Source organism: Vibrio sp. 10N.239.312.D08 (assembly GCF_041466145.1).
In the GTDB taxonomy this organism is placed as follows: Bacteria; Pseudomonadota; Gammaproteobacteria; order Enterobacterales; family Vibrionaceae; genus Vibrio; species Vibrio crassostreae_C.
In genome coordinates this window covers 1-16,694 of sequence record NZ_JBFSSD010000046.1, presented here as the reverse complement: position 1 = coordinate 16,694, position 16,694 = coordinate 1, and the positions used below count along the sequence as shown (strand labels likewise).

The window sequence follows — 16,694 nt, the reverse complement described above, 5'->3', positions numbered from 1 at the left end:
GTGCTGGCTTAAAGACCTTTTAATTCATCTTCGAACTTGATCATGTTGTCTGCCAGTTTTTCTGGATCGACAGTGTATGAACCGTTCGCAATTGCTTCTTTGATCGCTGCTACTTTCACAGAATCAAAGCTTGGCTGTGCTGCCATATCTTGGTGGAGCTGACCAATCGCTTTGCCTTGTTGGCTCAGTGAAACCGCATCTTTGCTTGCTGGCGATTTAGTTGATACATCAGAGCGTGATGCCTCAGAACTAGAATCAGAGCGTACTGCTGATCGGTTAGTGGTCGTTAGGGTTTGCCCTGAACGAATATTATCAATGCCTGCCATAGTTAAGCCTTTTTCTTCAAAAATGGGAACCTGTACAGTCAATATCGACCAAGGGTTCGAATACTTTAGCAATTTTTAGCTCAATAGTCGAAAAGGGACCAAACACCGCAGCCGCTATATTTGGCGTTAGAGTTGAGGCTGAAATCGCTAACGATACCGTCAATTTAGAAGTAAAGAGTTAAAAGTAAACCGTGACTTCAGACATGCTGGTAACAATTCCTTCAATTATACGCTGTGATTTATCATTTTTCACTCTTACTTGATCGCCCATCGAGCCATCGGTAAGCGCAGTTCCTTTGGTGGTAATGGTCATGCCACCTTTTACTGCCTGTATGATAACCTTCTCGTTTCGGCATACGACACAGATATCACCCCTTTCTACAACATCACCCGGCCTTAGGTTCTTTTTCACCTTAGCGCCGATGACTTGTTGTGGCGCTGTGAAACCTTGGCGACGAAACTTGTTAAGAGAAATCATAGCGGTGGTGACATCGTATTGACCGACGATTTCGCCTCTCGCGAGTGAGCGAGTGGTGGTGACAAGGGGCACCGACATCGAAAGGCGCACGGGTACATAAACTCGCCACTCATCAGGAACACATTGCACTAAAACCGTAATGCTACTGCGGGTATTGGTGGTGGTTGAAGCACTGGTCTCTAAAGGCACTGGGCAGTCTGTCGCTTTGATTCTTGAGTCAACATTTGCTGAATTAACAAAGAGTTCGCCACCTTGCGGCTGCTCAACTGTCTCTAGGATGTGTTGTTCCGCCGCAGACTGAATCATCTCAATTTGCTCTGGGGTCGCAGCTTGTACAAAAAAACTAAACAATATTGATAAAATGCCGATAAACTTAGCGACAGTTTTAAAAGTAGCTCTACACATTGCTATGGAAAAAAGCGGCAGATTTGTTTTATGATATATCATTCCGTTTCTCTAGTGGTTCGTAGCCTGCAGTAGACTAACACTTTTTATCCAAAAAAGTTTGATATGGAGATGAGCTCATGACGGGTATTCTTGATTCAGTGAATCAGCGTACGCAACTCGTCGGTCAAAACCGATTAGAATTACTAACCTTTCGCCTAATGGGGCGTCAGCGTTACGGCATTAACGTTTTTAAAGTAAAAGAAGTACTTCAGTGCCCTAAGCTGACAAAAATGCCAAACTTGAACCCACTGGTCAAAGGTGTAGCACACATTCGTGGCCAAACGATCTCTGTGATCGACTTGAGCTTAGCGATTGGTGGCCGTCCTACAACGGATGTTGAAAAGTGTTTTGTGGTTATCTCTGAGTTTAACCGAACCATTCAAGGTTTCTTGGTAAGTTCAGTAGAACGCATTATTAATATGCACTGGGAGTCGATTCTTCCACCGCCAGATGGTGCAGGCAAAGCCCACTACCTGACTGCAGTCACCAACATTGATAATGAGCTGGTAGAAATTCTTGACGTAGAAAAAATTCTAGCGGAGATTTCACCTGTTAATGAAACAATGGACAGTAAAATTGCTGAAGAAATCGCAGAAGTAGAACAAGGTAAAGAATTGGTTCGTCGTATCTTGATTGCTGATGATTCAACCGTTGCTCGTAAGCAGGTTCAGCGTGCGATTGAGTCGATTGGTTTTGAAGTTATTTCAGTGAAGGATGGTAAAGAAGCCTATGAGAAGCTGATGCAGATGTCATCAGAAGGCAGTATTTACGATCAGATTTCATTGGTGATTTCTGATATCGAAATGCCAGAAATGGATGGATACACGCTGACTGCTGAGATTCGTCGTCACGCCGAACTTAAAGATTTATACGTAATTTTACACTCATCGTTGAGTGGTGTATTTAACCAAGCCATGGTTGAGCGTGTTGGAGCTAACTCCTTCATCGCTAAATTCAACCCAGATGAGCTTGGTGCAGCTGTAAAAGCTGCGTTAACTAACTAAAAGAGACATTAATGACTGCTATAACAATAAGTGATCAAGAGTATCGCGATTTCAGCCGTTTCTTAGAATCTCAATGTGGCATTGTATTAGGTGACAGCAAGCAGTATTTAGTGCGCAGTCGTCTAAGCCCATTAGTAACGAAGTTTAAGTTAGCTTCTTTGTCTGATTTGTTGAGAGATGTAGTAACAGGTCGAAACCGTGAGCTGCGTGTGGCTGCTGTCGATGCCATGACGACGAACGAGACACTTTGGTTCCGTGATACTTACCCGTTTGCTGTGCTTGCGGATAAGCTTCTACCGGAAATAGCGGCAAATAAACGTCCTATTAAGATTTGGTCTGCGGCAAGCTCTTCAGGCCAAGAAGCATACTCAATGGCAATGACGATTCTTGAAACTCAAGCTCGTAAGCCAGGTATGCTGCCAAATGTATCGATTACCGCAACTGACATCTCAGCAAGTATGTTGGATATGTGCCGCACTGGCGCTTACGACAACCTTGCATTGGGACGTGGACTTTCTCCAGAGCGCCGTCGTACTTTCTTTGAAGATGCGGGCGATGGCCGTATGAAAGTGAAAGATAACGTCAAGCGCATGGTGAACTTCCGCCCTCAGAACCTGATGGACAGCTATGCATTGTTAGGCAAGTTCGACATTATTTTCTGTCGTAACGTGCTGATTTACTTCTCGCCTGATATGAAGTCAAAGGTACTTAACCAGATGGCAAATAGCCTGAACCCTGGTGGGTACTTACTATTGGGCGCGTCTGAATCGTTAACAGGCTTAACCGATCGTTTTGAAATGGTTCGCTGTAATCCAGGCATCATCTACAAATTAAAGTAACGAGCGGCACCGATATTAGGTGTAAGGTTACCGTCTAAATTTAAAACCCAGCCAAGTGCTGGTTTTTCTTTTTCCTGCTTAAGCTATATCTTTAAGTCAGAGTGACATTCCAATTTACTCTATTTTTTGGCTTGTTTATTGCAAGTTTACCCACGAGTAACCTGTAAAAGCATTGATAGACCGCCTTGTTTCAAAAGTTGGTATATATATTGCTTTGGTTATTTCATAACAGTCAGTTCTTGAGTTGAGGTTTACATGGCTATTTCTTTTGACAATGCTTTGGGCATTCACCAGCACACAGTTGGTGTACGTGAACGTAACGCTGAGGTGCTTTCCACCAATATCGCGCAAGCAAACACGCCTGGGTATAAAGCAAAGGGATTAGACTTTAAGAAATCACTGCAAGCGGCAAGTTCTGGGGCAAGCATTGGTCTTAGCCGTACAGATGGTCGGCACATTTCTGCCTCAACAACGGTGAACGGGGAAACGAAGTATCGCATTCCTACCCAACCTGATACAGGAGATGGCAACACGGTTGATTTGGATTTGGAAAGAAACCTTTTCATGCAAAACCAAATTAGGCATCAAGCCTCTCTCGACTTCTTAGGAAGTAAGTTCAAGAATTTAACTAAAGCGATTAAAGGGGAATAATTAGATGAGTTTATTCAATGTATTCAATGTGACTGGTTCTGCGATGAGTGCTGAATCTGTTCGTCTAAATACGACCTCGAGCAACCTTGCGAACGCGGACAGTGTAAGTAGTTCTGCTGAAGAAACTTACAAGGCTCGTCACGCAGTGTTCGGCGCTGAGTTAAATAAAGCACGCAACAGTGGTCACACTGTGCCTGTGAAAGTATTAGGTATTGTGGAAAGCGATAAGCCGCTAAGCGCGGAGTACAACCCGGATCACCCATTAGCGAACAACGAAGGCTATATCTACAAGCCTAATGTCAACGTTATGGAAGAGATGGCAAACATGATTTCGGCATCACGTGCGTACCAAACAAACGTACAGGTTGCTGACTCGAGTAAACAAATGCTGCTGCGTACGCTGCAGATGGGTCAATAAGGATAAGGAGGTAGCACATGGCTGGAATCAACAACAATGTTGGTCAAAGCGGCTTGTCCTATGTTGACCAGCTGAAGAGTCTTCAAGATGGCGCTAAAAAGCCCGACGAAACAACAGGTAAGCAGGATCTTAAACAAGAAGACTTCTTATCTTTGTTGACTAAGCAACTAGCACAACAAGACCCTTTCAAGCCGGTTAGCAATGACCAGATGATTGCGCAAATGGCTTCATTTGCGACCGTAGATGGCATTGGCAAAATGAATACACAGTTTGAAAGCTTGAATTCATCAATGACCTCTAACCAAGCTCTTCAGGCCTCCTCTTTAGTTGGGCGTGATGTATTGGTTCCTGGTGCGGCAGGTGTAAAACCCGGTGATGGCGGTATGGCGGCAATGGTTAAGCTTCCTCAGGCAATGGACAATGTAATGGTCCGTGTTGAGAACGAAGTTGGCCAATTGGTTCGCACATTTGATATCGGCTCTAAACCATCTGGTGATACACGTGTTGAATGGGACGGAAAAGACGAAGACGGTAACCCATTGCCGGCCGGTAAATACAACGTGAAAGCGTCGGGTTTGCTGGATGGCGAGAACACAGAGTTCCAAGTTTCCAGTTATGCGAACGTGAACAGTGTGCTTCTTGGTAAGGGCGATGGCAACGTACTACTCAATCTGGCTGGTTTCACATCGCCAGTACGACTTGCTGAAGTACTAGAAGTTGGTAAAGCGTAGCTCTTTATTGAGTGACTATGCTAGCTAGATAGATTAGGAGAATAATGGAATGTCATATGTAGCTTTAAGCGGCTTATCCGCTGCACAATTAGACCTGAATACAACCAGTAACAACATTGCGAACGCAAACACATTTGGCTTTAAAGAGTCTCGTGCTGAGTTTGGTGATGTTTACTCAAGCTCGTTGTTCACTAACGCAAAAACGACTGCTGGTGGCGGTGCGCAAGCTAGCCAAGTGGCGCAACAGTTCCACGAAGGTTCAAGTATTTATACGAACAACCCAATGGACTTACGTGTAAGTGGTACAGGTTTCTTTGCAGTATCGAAAGACCGCATGGTGCCAGAGATTAACGAATTAACGCGTAATGGTGCATTTCACCTAAACAAAGACAACTACATGGTTACCGCTAACGATGAGTTTCTTTTAGGTTACGATGTTGATCCAAACTCGGGTGAAGTTCTTTCTTACGCGCCAAAGCCACTCGACATTCCTGCTGAGTTTGGTAAGCCAAAACAGACAGAAAACATTGAAGTAGGAGTTAACCTTCCTGCAAACGGTGATCTTAAAGACCCGGCTGCATTTAACTACCAAGATGCTGATACCTATAACCGTGCAACGTCTTCGACGGTATACGATTCTATGGGTCAGTCTTACAAGTTAACGACTTACTACCTCAAAGATCAGACTCAACCAAACACTTGGCAGACATACTACACCATGTCAGATGAGAACGGTGAAAAGCCGGTCAACATTACTGGTGGTGATGCGACGAATGCACAAGGCCATGTTGGTCACACAATGAAGTTCAACAATGACGGTACGTTGGCGAGCCTGAACAATGGTCAGCCGATTAACTCGGAACCACTGGGTACTGGTGCGAACCCTATTGACTTGAACGGTGCTGATCCAACTCAAGTGCTTAAGTTTGGTCTAGATTCTTCAACTCAGTTTGCCGCTCCGTTTGAATTGACTAAGTTTGATGAAGATGGCGCGACAACAGGTTTCTTAACAAAAATCGATTTCGATGAGTACGGCAGTGTTCTAGGTACTTACTCAAATGGTGAAAACGTGATGCTTGGCCGTGTAGGCTTGGTTCGTGTACCCAATGAGCAAGGCCTAGATAAGAAAGGCGGCACTCAGTGGGATTCTACTAATGACTCAGGTTCTAAAATCTGGGGTGAATCGAACAAAGGTTCATTTGGTAGTATCAACAACGGCTCACTAGAGCAGTCGAACATCGATATGACTCAAGAACTGGTTGATTTGATTTCTGCTCAACGTAACTTCCAAGCGAACTCGCGTTCTCTAGAAGTGCACAACCAACTGCAACAGAATATTCTTCAGATTCGTTAATCGTTTCGAGCGTTTGAATCATCTGCGAATACCCAATTCAATGTTATTGAATTGGGTATTGTTGTTTGTCTTCTTATTTGCCGCCCCTATTGCCGCACGGTAATGCCACTGGCAACAATTCTTCCTGAATGATCCTTTAATGATCACCCCTCTTTGTTCATTTTCTATTTAAATTATTGATAAATAACAGTTAAAAATATTGGCACAGTGTTTGCTTTATAAGCTCTAGAAGATGATTTTTTGGAGCAAAATTATGGATCGCGCACTGTTTCTTGCCATGAGTGGCGCAAAGCAAAATATGCAGGCTTTGCAGCTACGTGCAAACAACCTTGCCAACGTAAGTACAACGGGTTTCCGTGCTGATTTAGCACAAGCACGTTCAATGCAAGCGTATGGTGAAGGCATGCCTACTCGTGTTTTCAGCATGACAGAGCGTCCTGGTCATAATTTTGCGCAAGGTAGTGTGGTTACCACTGGCCGAGATCTCGATGTTACCGTTCAAGGTGATGGCTGGATTTCAGTTATGGATAACACCGGCCGCGAAGGTTTAACGCGTAACGGTAACCTTAAGGTTGACCAAAACGGTTTGCTAACCAATGCAAGTGGCCATTTGGTGCTAGGTGAAAACGATGCGCCAATCACGCTGCTCATCCCAATCAGTAAAGTAGAAATTGGTACTGACGGTACGATTTCGGTGATTCCTCAAGGCGCTCCAGCTGAAGAATTGGCCGTCGTTGATCGTATTAAGCTTGTGCGTCCAGACAACCAAAGTTTGTTTAAAGATACGAATGGTCTATTCCGTTCGAAAAACCCAGATCAGGCATACGAAGCAGATGCAGCGGTAACGTTGCTAAAAGGTGCTATCGAAGGCAGTAACGTAAATGCTGTAGGTGAAATGACCAGCTTAATTGACTTACAACGTCAATTTGAAATGCAGGTCAAGATGATGAGCACAGCAGAGGAAATGGACAAGTCGTCTGATTCACTGCTTCGTATGAGCTAATAGAATTTAAAGGACATTGCTATGCATCCAGCATTATGGGTAAGCAAAACGGGTTTAGACGCCCAACAAACCAATATCTCAACGATTTCGAACAACCTTGCCAACGCCTCGACCATTGGTTTTAAAAAGAGTCGCGCGGTATTTGAAGATCTGTTCTACCAGAATATTAATCAACCGGGTGGTCAATCGTCTCAGAATACTGAGCTGCCAAGTGGTTTGATGCTGGGTGCGGGTTCTAAGGTAGTGGCAACTCAAAAAGTGCACACTCACGGTAACGCGCAAACGACGTCTAACAGCCTAGACATGATGATTGAAGGTGATGGTTTCTTCCAAGTTGAAATGCCAGACGGTGAAACAGGTTACAGCCGCAATGGTCAGTTCACACTGAACGGTGAAGGCGCGATCGTAACGTCGGGCCAAGGTTACCCTCTACAACCAGAAATCGTGATTCCTGAAGACGCGATCTCGGTAACGGTTGGTAACGACGGTGAAGTATCGGTTCGTCTACGTGGTGAGCAAAACAACGTCGTGGTTGGTCAAATTACCATTACTGACTTTGTAAACCCAGGTGGTTTAGAACCAGTAGGTCAAAACCTTTACTTGCCAACTGGCGCGAGTGGTGACCCACAAGAGGGTGTTCCGGGCTTTGATGGTCTAGGTAACATCCGCCAATCGATGCTAGAAACATCAAACGTAAACGTAACCGAAGAGCTGGTAAACATGATTGAAGCTCAGCGTGTATACGAAATGAATTCGAAAGTTATCTCGTCAGTAGACAAGATGATGAGCTTTGTTAACCAACAGCTGTAATTGGTTTATTCGCCGTTTACTTTTTTAATTAATCTATCTGTTTTTGCTAATTGACCCATTCACCACTGCCTGCTGAGAGTATATCGCCATGAAACGTATTTTTTGTTTAGCCCTGTTAGCTTCGATGACTGGTTGTACAGTACTGGATCCAATTGAGACGCCAGCACAAGAGAACGCGACCACAGTGGTTGATGCGGTTGAAGGCGATAAGTCGGCAGAAGAAAGTTCAGGAATTATCGACACGCTTCGTGGGCGAACCGATCCAATTGCTGGTGACCCTGCATGGGCGCCAATCAACCCCAAGCAGAAGCCAGAGCATTATGCAGCGGCAACGGGCTCACTGTTTAATGTGAACCACATTGGCAGCATGTATGACGACTCAAAGCCTCGTGGTATTGGTGACATCATCACTGTAGCGCTAGATGAGAATACTCGAGCGACCAAAAAAGCCAACGCAGACATGTCTAAGTCGAATGATGCATCAATGGAGCCGCTGGCTGTTGGTGGTCAAGATCTGACGATCGACAAGTACAACTTCTCTTATGATCTGAGTAACACCAATACTTTTGCTGGTGATGCGTCAGCCAACCAAAGTAACAGCATCAGCGGCTACATTACCGTTGAAGTCATCGAAGTATTAGCTAATGGCAACCTAGTGGTTCGTGGTGAGAAGTGGATGACACTGAACACCGGCGATGAGTACATCCGCCTAAGCGGTACCATCCGTCCTGATGATATTGATTTTGAAAATACCATCGCTTCAAACCGTGTTTCTAACGCACGAATTCAGTACTCAGGGACTGGCGTACAGAAAGATATGCAAGAGCCTGGATTCTTGGCACGATTCTTTAATGTATCTCTGTAGAGCTTGATAGGACGACGACATACTGACAGCCTCTATCACTGAGCCACATTTAGCTAAGCTATTATAAATTAAAGCAATACAGACAGGTTACTCAATGAAAAAACTGACACTCGTACTATTCGGCATGCTATTTCTTGCCACCAGTGCCCATGCTGCGCGAATCAAAGACGTGGCAAAAGTGGCGGGTGTTCGTAGTAACCAACTTGTAGGTTATGGTTTGGTCACGGGCTTGCCGGGTACTGGTGAGACAACTCCCTTTACCGATCAAACATTTAACGCAATGCTGCAAAATTTTGGCATCCAATTGCCGCCCGGCACTAAGCCAAAAACCAAAAACGTCGCGGCTGTTATTGTGACTGCTGAACTGCCAGCATTCTCTAAGCAAGGCCAAGAAGTTGACGTAACCGTTTCTTCTATCGGTTCAGCAAAAAGCCTTCGTGGTGGTACCTTGCTACAGACCTTCTTGAAAGGTCTAGACGGTCAAGTGTATGCGGTCGCGCAGGGTAACTTGGTGGTAAGTGGCTTTAGTGCACAAGGTAACGACGGTTCTAAGATTGTCGGTAACAACCCTAACGTTGGTATCATCTCTAGCGGTGCGACGGTTGAACAAGAGATCCCAACGCCATTCGGTCGTGGTGACTACATCACCTTCAACCTAATCCAATCAGATTTCACAACGGCTCAGCGTATGGCTGATGCGGTTAATAATTTCCTAGGCCCACAAATGGCTTCAGCGGTAGACGCAACTTCAGTAAAAGTTCGTGCACCGCGTGAAATCAGCCAGCGTGTAGCATTCTTGTCGGCTATCGAAAACATCGAGTTCGACCCTGCTGAAGGCTCTGCAAAAATCATCGTCAACTCTCGTACAGGTACGATTGTGGTTGGTAAGCACGTTCGCCTAAAAGCGGCGGCGGTCACCCACGGTGGTATGACGGTTGCAATTAAAGAAAATCTAAACGTAAGCCAACCGAATGCATTCTCTGGTGGCCAAACGGTAGTGGTCCCTGATTCTGATATCGAAATCACGGAAGGCGATGGTAAGATGTTCAAATTTGAACCTGGCCTAACGCTGGACGATTTGGTACGCGCAGTCAATGAAGTGGGCGCTGCACCTTCTGATTTAATGGCAATCCTTCAAGCACTGAAACAAGCGGGTGCGATTGAAGGACAATTGATCATTATCTAAGGAATAAAGCATGATTAAGAATAACAATGACATCGGCTTTATTCACGACATCGGTAGTTTAGACCGTCTTCGTCAACAAGCGGTAAACGGTGAAGAAGGTAGCGAGAAAGAAGCATTAACCGCGGCGGCAAAACAGTTTGAATCGATTTTCACCTCGATGTTGTTTAAGTCAATGCGCGATGCTAACTCGAGCTTTAAGTCGGATATGTTGAACAGCCAGAACGAGCAGTTCTATCGTCAGATGCAAGATGACCAAATGGCGAGTGAGTTAAGCGCTTCAGGTTCATTAGGTCTTGCAGATATGATCGTGGCTCAACTAAGCGCTGGCCAAGCAAGCGATACGTCTGAAGAGAAGGTTCGCAGTGAAGGCTTTGATGCTTCATTGCAAAGACCGCAATATTCAGGCCGTTCGGAAGAGCGAGCGTCAGACGTTCAACCTGCGCAAGCAGCAAAACAGCCAGTATCCTTTGATTCTCCAGAATCGTTTGTGACCTCAATGAAGCCTTACGCGGAAAAAGCGGCAAGTGCGCTTGGTGTGGACTCGTCTCTTCTATTGGCACAAGCTGCCCTTGAAACGGGTTGGGGTTCTAAAATGGTTAAGAACTCTTTGGGCAACAGCAATAACTTATTTAACATCAAAGCAGATAGAAGTTGGAAGGGCGATAAGGTCGCGACTCAAACTCTTGAGTTCCATGGCAAAACCGCCGTTAAAGAGTCAGCTTCCTTCCGTTCTTACTCTAATTTCGAAGATAGCTTTAATGATTACGTGAAGTTCTTGAACGAAAATCCAAGATACGAAACGGCGCTACAGCATCAAGGCAATTCAGAGAATTTCATCAAAGGTATTCATCAGGCTGGTTACGCAACTGACCCTAACTATGCAGACAAGGTTTTACGAGTTAAAGCCAAGATTGATGAGATGAACTAGCGTCATAAATCAACATAGAGAGCTTGCTACTGGCAGGCTCTTTTCTTCTCCGCCCCTTCAGTTCTTACGCGTAATCCATAGTTATCTCCTAACACTTCAATAAATTATCGTCTTTTAATTTCCTATTGTTTGTGTTGGCACATATATTGCTTTTATCTTAGTAATATACGGTTGTAGTTAATCAGTTCATTCTGGTTTTGTTAAGTTTTTTGGGGGCATTATGGCGTCGGATCTTCTGAATGTAGGGGCACAAAGTGTTCTTACGGCTCAGAGACAGCTCAACACCACAGGTCATAACATTTCTAACGCTAACACAGAGGGCTATAGCCGCCAGTCTGTGATTCAAGGTGTGAATGACCCGCGCCAGTACGGTGGGCAATCCTACGGTATGGGGGTACATGTGGAAAATGTTCGCCGCTCTTGGGATCAGTTTGCCGTCAAAGAACTTAACTTATCGACAACCAATGCCGCCAACAAAGGCGATACCGAAGCCAACCTCGATATGCTGTCGAGCATGTTGTCGTCGGTCGCTTCAAAGAAGATTCCAGAAAACCTCAACGAATGGTTTGATTCCGTTAAGACTCTCGCCGATACCCCAAATGATGTGGGTGCGCGTAAGGTCGTGTTAGAGAAAGCAGGGCTTGTAACTAAAACCTTGAATGAATTTCATGAAACAGTTCGTCAACAGTCTGATTCTACGAATAAAAAATTAGATATGGGTATCGAGCGAGTTAACCAACTTGCGTACGAGATCCGTGATGTTCAGCGTTTAATGATGCGAACTCCTGGGCCTCATAATGACCTACGAGATCAGCATGAAAAGTTGATTAATGAGCTTTCTGGTTACACCAAAGTTACGGTGACACCACGCTCAAATGCCGAAGGGTTTAATGTCCATATTGGTAATGGCCATACCTTGGTCTCTGGTAGTGAAGCGAGTCAGCTGAAGATGGTTGATGGCTTACCCGATGCACATCAGCGCCGCCTAGCGATTGTTGAAGGTAAGTCTTTAAAACCGATCACCAGCAGTGATATCGACGGAAAAATCGGCGCCATGCTAGACATGCGTGACGAACATATCCCAGCAATCATGGATGAGCTTGGTCGTTTGGCGACCGCGTTTTCATATGAGGTCAATAGTCTTCAAGAACAAGGTTTGGATCTTAACGGCAACGTAGGTAAGGACTTGTTTACCGACGTGAACTCAGAGCTGGTGGCAAAATCTCGTGTCACGGCTAGCGGGCAATCGAAAGCCGATGTTGCGGTATACATTGATGATACTTCTGCCTTAAAAGGCGGTGAGTATGGACTGAAATACGATGGCAGTGATTATGTCGTGACTAAGCCGAACGGTGAGACCGTTAAGATGGCGACCGACTCTAGCGGTAGTGCTTTTTATCTTGATGGCATGCGAGTGGAAGTACGTAACCCTCCTGAACTAGGAGAGAAACTGTTACTGCGTCCAACGCGTAATTTTGCTGCGCAGATTCATATGGAAACCAAAGACCCGAAAGACATTGCTGCGCAAAGTTATGAGGCATCGACCACGTTTGCCAAGGGTACAGCGGGATTTAAAATCCTAGAAGCAGGTCAACTGCGTGAGTTTGAAGTGATTGTCTCACCAAAAGGTGAGCAGTTTGCTGTGACGGATCCGAAGGGTAACATTTTAATGCAGCCTCAACCGTATCCGCCACAAGGGCCAGTGACCATCAACGGTACAACGTTTGAGCTCACACCCGGTGCGGTGGCAAATGATAAGTTTACGGCAAACCTTGTCCCATCAGAAGGTGACAACGGTAACCTGCGTAAGCTACAAGATCTTCAAACAGGAAAGCTGTTGAATGATGGTGAGTCTACGATTTTAGACCTTTACCACAACTTGAATACTAATACGGGCTTGAAGTCTTCAACGGCAAATCGCCTGAGTGATATTGCGACGTTAGAAAAACAGTCGGCTCAAGAACGTATAGCTTCTATCTCGGGAGTAAACCTCGATGAAGAAGCGGCAAATATGATGAAATTTCAGCAAGCGTATATGGCTTCTTCACGCATCATGCAAGCAGCCAACGATACGTTTAACACTATTTTGGCTCTGAGATAGGAAGGTATAAATGTTGAATCGTATCTCTAGCTTCCATAATTATCAGTCAGTACAAAATGACTTGCGCCGTCAAGAGAACAAGGTGCATCACAACCAAGCGCAACTCGCTTCCGGTAAGAAGTTGCAGTCGCCAAGTGATGATCCTCTTGCGACTCACTATTTACAGAATATTGGTCAGCAATCAGAGCAGCTTAAGCAATATAGTGACGCAATCGTCTTGGTTCGTAATCGATTAGAGCATCATGAGGTATTGGTCTCCAACACCGAAGGCTTTGCTGATGAAGCAAAACGAACCGTGATGGAAATGATTAACGGTGCGCTTTCTCCAGAAGACCGTTTAGCTAAGAAGCGTGAAATTCAAGAACTGGCGAATAACTTCCTGCATTTAGCCAACTCTCAAGATGAGTCGGGTAACTACACGTTTGCAGGCACTAAGCCGAAAAATCAGCCTTTCTTTCGAGATAACGAAGGGAATGTGACATATCAAGGTGATGACTACCAACGCAAGATGCGTGTGGCAAGCAGCTTTGAAATGGCAATGAATGATCCGGGCAGCAAGATGTTTATGGAAATAGACAACCCGTTCGGTGACTACGAACCTCAGTACGAGCTTGAACCTGCGTCTGAGTTATTGCTCGGGCGTGCGACCAACAGCGATGAAGATGGGTCTACTTATAAAGTGACGTTTGTCGACATGCAGACGGGCAATTTCGCTTATCAGCTTGAAAAAGACGGCGCAGTGGTTGCGGCAGAAGATTTTGATCCTTCGACAGGCATTGTTTATGAAGGGCTGAATATTCAAATCAAAGGCCAAATCACTAAAGGTGATTCGATCACCTTAGAACCACGAGAGACTTTCTCTATCTTTGATACGTTCAAAGAGGCTGCTGAGCAGGCTGAAAACCCGGTATCGGATGCATCAGCAACAGCGAAACTGCACCAAGTAACTGAAGAGTTCCACGCTGCGTTTATCCATTTGACCAAGGCAAGAACCGATGTTGGTGCACGCTTGAGTACTTTGGATATTCAAGAGCAACAACATGAAGATTTCAAGTTGTCTTTAGCAAAAGCAAAAAGCAACTTTGAAGACTTGGATTACTCGAAAGCGATCATTGAGTTCAATGAAAACTCTCGAGCACTACAAGCTTCTCAACAAGCGTTTGGCAAAACCAAAGACCTGACCTTGTTTAACTATATTTAATGATCAATCGGTATTTAATGGTGGCTTGTCGATCACCATGGCGTTGATTCCTTGCCGTATGTGCTATGCCATACGTGCGAATGACGCCACAGTTTGCCGCTTTTTTGTACGAAGCATGATGTTTCTAGAATAGCGGCAAAAAACGGCAATAAGGAAGGTGAATGTTTTTCATCTTCTAATAGTAGAAAATCATAATTGCGCAGTGTTGTTTGTAAGCTTCTGATTTTTAGATAATTAAAAAATTATTTATATGATATTAAACTTGGCATACAACTTGTATCTGTGTTGGTTATAAATGATTAATACAGATCTTAAACCTTGTATAGGGTTTATCGAGTAATACACGGTCAGTGCTTATCCATATGAGAGTAAAGCTGGCCGCTTCGCAGAAACTTTGCGAACTCATAAGGAGAGCAAAATGGCTATCAATGTAAGCACTAACGTATCTGCTATGACAGCACAGCGTTACCTGAATAAAGCATCTAATGACTTAGCGACTTCTATGGAGCGTTTGTCATCTGGTCACAAGATCAACAGCGCGAAAGATGATGCGGCAGGTCTGCAAATCTCGAACCGTCTAACCGCTCAGTCTCGTGGTCTTGATGTGGCAATGCGTAATGCCAACGACGGTATTTCGATTGCTCAAACAGCAGAAGGCGCGATGAACGAATCGACTAACGTACTACAACGTATGCGTGATCTAGCGATTCAATCATCAAACGGCACTAACTCGCCGGCAGAGCGTACTGCACTGAACGAAGAGTCAATGGCACTTCAAGATGAGCTTAACCGTATTGCGGAAACCACATCGTTTGGTGGTCGTCGTCTACTGAACGGTTCATTCGGTGAAGCTTCATTCCAGATCGGTTCTAACTCTGGTGAAGCAATGATCATGGCTCTGACAAGTATCCGTGCAGATGACTACCGTATGGGTGGTACTACGTTCGATTCAGAAAACGCGAAAGATAAGAACTGGGAAGTGCCGCCAACAGCGAGCGATCTTAAGTTCGAATTCAAAACCAAAGCGGGTGAAGACATCGTTTTAGATATCAATACCAAAGCGGGCGATGATATCGAAGAGCTTGCGACTTACATTAATGGTCAGTCTGATCTTGTGAACGCATCGGTTACTGATGATGGTCGCATTCAACTGTTCGTTGCTGAACCTGACCTTGACGGCCCAATGTCTATCTCTGGTGGTCTAGCGTCTGAGCTAGGTATTAAGAGTGAAGGCCGCGCAACCTCGGTTCAAGATGTTAGTTTGATGAGCGTAGCAGGATCACAGAATGCTATTAGCGTGATTGATTCTGCAATGAAGTACGTGGATTCACAGCGTGCTGATTTGGGTGCAAAACAGAACCGTCTAAGCCACAGTATTAATAACTTGGCAAACGTACAAGAGAACGTAGACGCTTCAAACAGCCGAATCAAAGATACGGACTTTGCGAAAGAGACGACGCAAATGACCAAATCACAAATTCTGCAACAAGCAGGTACTTCAATACTTGCTCAAGCAAAACAGTTGCCTAACTCTGCAATGTCATTATTGCAATAGTTATTGGTTGAACTTGCTGCTCGTGTTCAGACGTGAGCCATGCAGCAAGGGAAACTGGCAAGCATACTTACTATTGAATGTTTAGCTCTCTCATCTCTCACCTGCTATCCATTTTTGCAGTAAGAATGCAACGGCAAGTCGGAAATGTGTTCATTTCTCGATGATCTCCACACAGGCTCTGACGCGCCAACTAGCCCCGGTTCTCTCAAAGGAAAAGGGGCTTTTTCCTTTCTGTATTTCTTGTTTTTGCTATTTATTTTCCTGTGAACTTTCTCGCACTACCTTTTCCAAATCTCTATTTGATGGTTCTTCTTCACGACAAATAATGTCATCTATTACACAAGATTTGCGTAAGTCAGAGATCTTTGGCGATTGATCATTTCTCGACCTTGAGCCATTTAGACGGCGGTTCGTACGCTTTCTGAACAGATTAAGATCTTTTTCCAATTGAAATCTATCGCTGTATTAGAAAATGATTAAAATTAAGTTGTTGATAAATATTAGATTAATATTTTTTTTGTGGTTTTTTGAAAGTTTTTCTAAAGCTTCTGACTTTCGCGCCGTTATTAAAAGTAACTTTGAGAGAACTACTTGGTTTTCCGAGACGTCGGAAACCGCTATACCGGAAAATCAATTGGAGAAATCACCATGGCAGTGAATGTAAATACAAACGTTTCAGCGATGACAGCGCAACGTTACCTAAACAACGCAAACAGCGCACAACAAACATCAATGGAGCGTCTAGCTTCTGGCTCAAAAATCAACAGCGCAAAAGATGACGCTGCGGGTCTACAAAT

Annotated in this window: 16 protein-coding genes and 1 pseudogene; 15 read left to right on the top strand and 2 right to left on the bottom strand. The window is 44.7% G+C overall.

Going from position 1 to position 16,694, the window contains the following annotated elements; genetic code table 11:
* Positions 1–8 precede the first annotated feature (8 nt).
* Together flgM and flgA are read right to left on the bottom strand one after the other, a co-directional pair.
* Positions 9–326 (bottom strand): flagellar biosynthesis anti-sigma factor FlgM, encoded by a 318-nt coding sequence (gene flgM, locus AB6D58_RS19560; protein WP_017062263.1) that lies wholly within the window; start codon positions 324–326, stop codon positions 9–11.
* A gap of 178 nt (positions 327–504) precedes the next feature.
* Complete coding sequence (gene flgA, locus AB6D58_RS19555; protein ID WP_372158168.1) at positions 505–1,251, bottom strand: flagellar basal body P-ring formation chaperone FlgA; 747 nt, start codon at positions 1,249–1,251, stop codon at positions 505–507.
* 77 nt (positions 1,252–1,328) lie between these two features.
* On the opposite strand from flgA, the gene AB6D58_RS19550 reads away from it, so the two are divergent.
* From AB6D58_RS19550 to AB6D58_RS19480, 15 genes and pseudogenes are all read left to right on the top strand, one after another.
* Entirely contained in the window at positions 1,329–2,255 is a 927-nt protein-coding gene (locus tag AB6D58_RS19550; RefSeq protein ID WP_137001510.1) for a chemotaxis protein CheV, read from the top strand.
* An 11-nt stretch (positions 2,256–2,266) separates the two neighbouring features.
* Positions 2,267–3,094, top strand: coding sequence for a protein-glutamate O-methyltransferase (locus tag AB6D58_RS19545; protein WP_004736174.1), 828 nt, complete (start codon positions 2,267–2,269; stop codon positions 3,092–3,094).
* 255 nt (positions 3,095–3,349) lie between these two features.
* Positions 3,350–3,745 (top strand): flagellar basal body rod protein FlgB, encoded by a 396-nt coding sequence (flgB, locus tag AB6D58_RS19540; protein ID WP_004736175.1) that lies wholly within the window; start codon positions 3,350–3,352, stop codon positions 3,743–3,745.
* 4 nt (positions 3,746–3,749) lie between these two features.
* The gene (flgC, locus tag AB6D58_RS19535) at positions 3,750–4,163 is read left to right on the top strand and encodes a flagellar basal body rod protein FlgC (protein WP_004736176.1); all 414 of its coding nucleotides are present in this window, start codon (positions 3,750–3,752) and stop codon (positions 4,161–4,163) included.
* A 17-nt stretch (positions 4,164–4,180) separates the two neighbouring features.
* Complete coding sequence (gene flgD, locus AB6D58_RS19530) at positions 4,181–4,894, top strand: flagellar hook assembly protein FlgD (protein ID WP_010439286.1); 714 nt, start codon at positions 4,181–4,183, stop codon at positions 4,892–4,894.
* A gap of 49 nt (positions 4,895–4,943) precedes the next feature.
* On the top strand, positions 4,944–6,248 hold the full coding sequence (flgE, locus tag AB6D58_RS19525) for a flagellar hook protein FlgE (RefSeq protein WP_102321491.1): 1,305 nt from the start codon (positions 4,944–4,946) through the stop codon (positions 6,246–6,248).
* Positions 6,249–6,501: 253 nt separating this feature from the next.
* Entirely contained in the window at positions 6,502–7,251 is a 750-nt protein-coding gene (locus AB6D58_RS19520; RefSeq protein ID WP_372158165.1) for a flagellar basal body rod protein FlgF, read from the top strand.
* Positions 7,252–7,272: 21 nt separating this feature from the next.
* Complete coding sequence (gene flgG, locus AB6D58_RS19515; protein ID WP_017062259.1) at positions 7,273–8,061, top strand: flagellar basal-body rod protein FlgG; 789 nt, start codon at positions 7,273–7,275, stop codon at positions 8,059–8,061.
* 88 nt (positions 8,062–8,149) lie between these two features.
* Positions 8,150–8,926 carry a flagellar basal body L-ring protein FlgH gene (gene flgH / locus AB6D58_RS19510; protein WP_017071817.1) on the top strand — a complete coding sequence of 259 codons (777 nt, stop codon included), beginning with the start codon at positions 8,150–8,152 and terminating at the stop codon, positions 8,924–8,926.
* A gap of 94 nt (positions 8,927–9,020) precedes the next feature.
* On the top strand, positions 9,021–10,112 hold the full coding sequence (locus tag AB6D58_RS19505; RefSeq protein ID WP_017062257.1) for a flagellar basal body P-ring protein FlgI: 1,092 nt from the start codon (positions 9,021–9,023) through the stop codon (positions 10,110–10,112).
* 10 nt (positions 10,113–10,122) lie between these two features.
* The gene (gene flgJ, locus AB6D58_RS19500; protein WP_017064131.1) at positions 10,123–11,040 is read left to right on the top strand and encodes a flagellar assembly peptidoglycan hydrolase FlgJ; all 918 of its coding nucleotides are present in this window, start codon (positions 10,123–10,125) and stop codon (positions 11,038–11,040) included.
* Positions 11,041–11,260: 220 nt separating this feature from the next.
* Positions 11,261–13,141 carry a flagellar hook-associated protein FlgK gene (gene flgK, locus AB6D58_RS19495; protein WP_017067655.1) on the top strand — a complete coding sequence of 627 codons (1,881 nt, stop codon included), beginning with the start codon at positions 11,261–11,263 and terminating at the stop codon, positions 13,139–13,141.
* A 10-nt stretch (positions 13,142–13,151) separates the two neighbouring features.
* Complete coding sequence (gene flgL / locus AB6D58_RS19490) at positions 13,152–14,342, top strand: flagellar hook-associated protein FlgL (RefSeq protein WP_017062254.1); 1,191 nt, start codon at positions 13,152–13,154, stop codon at positions 14,340–14,342.
* 418 nt (positions 14,343–14,760) lie between these two features.
* Positions 14,761–15,897: a flagellin gene (locus AB6D58_RS19485; RefSeq protein ID WP_372158163.1), complete on the top strand. Its 1,137-nt coding sequence runs from the start codon at positions 14,761–14,763 to the stop codon at positions 15,895–15,897.
* Between the two features lie 648 nt (positions 15,898–16,545).
* Positions 16,546–16,694, top strand: a pseudogene (locus tag AB6D58_RS19480) (flagellin B); the annotation flags it as partial.

What these genes read in the sequence shown, in the direction of transcription:
- AB6D58_RS19550 (WP_137001510.1), top strand. Translation starts at nt 1,329, where the DNA reads ATGACGGGTATTCTTGATTCAGTGAATCAGCGTACGCAACTCGTCGGT.
- AB6D58_RS19545 (WP_004736174.1), top strand. Translation starts at nt 2,267, where the DNA reads ATGACTGCTATAACAATAAGTGATCAAGAGTATCGCGATTTCAGCCGT.
- flgG (WP_017062259.1), top strand. Translation starts at nt 7,273, where the DNA reads ATGCATCCAGCATTATGGGTAAGCAAAACGGGTTTAGACGCCCAACAA.
- flgC (WP_004736176.1), top strand. Translation starts at nt 3,750, where the DNA reads ATGAGTTTATTCAATGTATTCAATGTGACTGGTTCTGCGATGAGTGCT.
- flgH (WP_017071817.1), top strand. Translation starts at nt 8,150, where the DNA reads ATGAAACGTATTTTTTGTTTAGCCCTGTTAGCTTCGATGACTGGTTGT.
- flgD (WP_010439286.1), top strand. Translation starts at nt 4,181, where the DNA reads ATGGCTGGAATCAACAACAATGTTGGTCAAAGCGGCTTGTCCTATGTT.
- flgA (WP_372158168.1), bottom strand. Translation starts at nt 1,251, where the DNA reads ATGATATATCATAAAACAAATCTGCCGCTTTTTTCCATAGCAATGTGT.
- flgB (WP_004736175.1), top strand. Translation starts at nt 3,350, where the DNA reads ATGGCTATTTCTTTTGACAATGCTTTGGGCATTCACCAGCACACAGTT.
- flgL (WP_017062254.1), top strand. Translation starts at nt 13,152, where the DNA reads ATGTTGAATCGTATCTCTAGCTTCCATAATTATCAGTCAGTACAAAAT.
- flgE (WP_102321491.1), top strand. Translation starts at nt 4,944, where the DNA reads ATGTCATATGTAGCTTTAAGCGGCTTATCCGCTGCACAATTAGACCTG.
- flgK (WP_017067655.1), top strand. Translation starts at nt 11,261, where the DNA reads ATGGCGTCGGATCTTCTGAATGTAGGGGCACAAAGTGTTCTTACGGCT.
- flgM (WP_017062263.1), bottom strand. Translation starts at nt 326, where the DNA reads ATGGCAGGCATTGATAATATTCGTTCAGGGCAAACCCTAACGACCACT.
- flgJ (WP_017064131.1), top strand. Translation starts at nt 10,123, where the DNA reads ATGATTAAGAATAACAATGACATCGGCTTTATTCACGACATCGGTAGT.
- AB6D58_RS19505 (WP_017062257.1), top strand. Translation starts at nt 9,021, where the DNA reads ATGAAAAAACTGACACTCGTACTATTCGGCATGCTATTTCTTGCCACC.
- AB6D58_RS19520 (WP_372158165.1), top strand. Translation starts at nt 6,502, where the DNA reads ATGGATCGCGCACTGTTTCTTGCCATGAGTGGCGCAAAGCAAAATATG.
- AB6D58_RS19485 (WP_372158163.1), top strand. Translation starts at nt 14,761, where the DNA reads ATGGCTATCAATGTAAGCACTAACGTATCTGCTATGACAGCACAGCGT.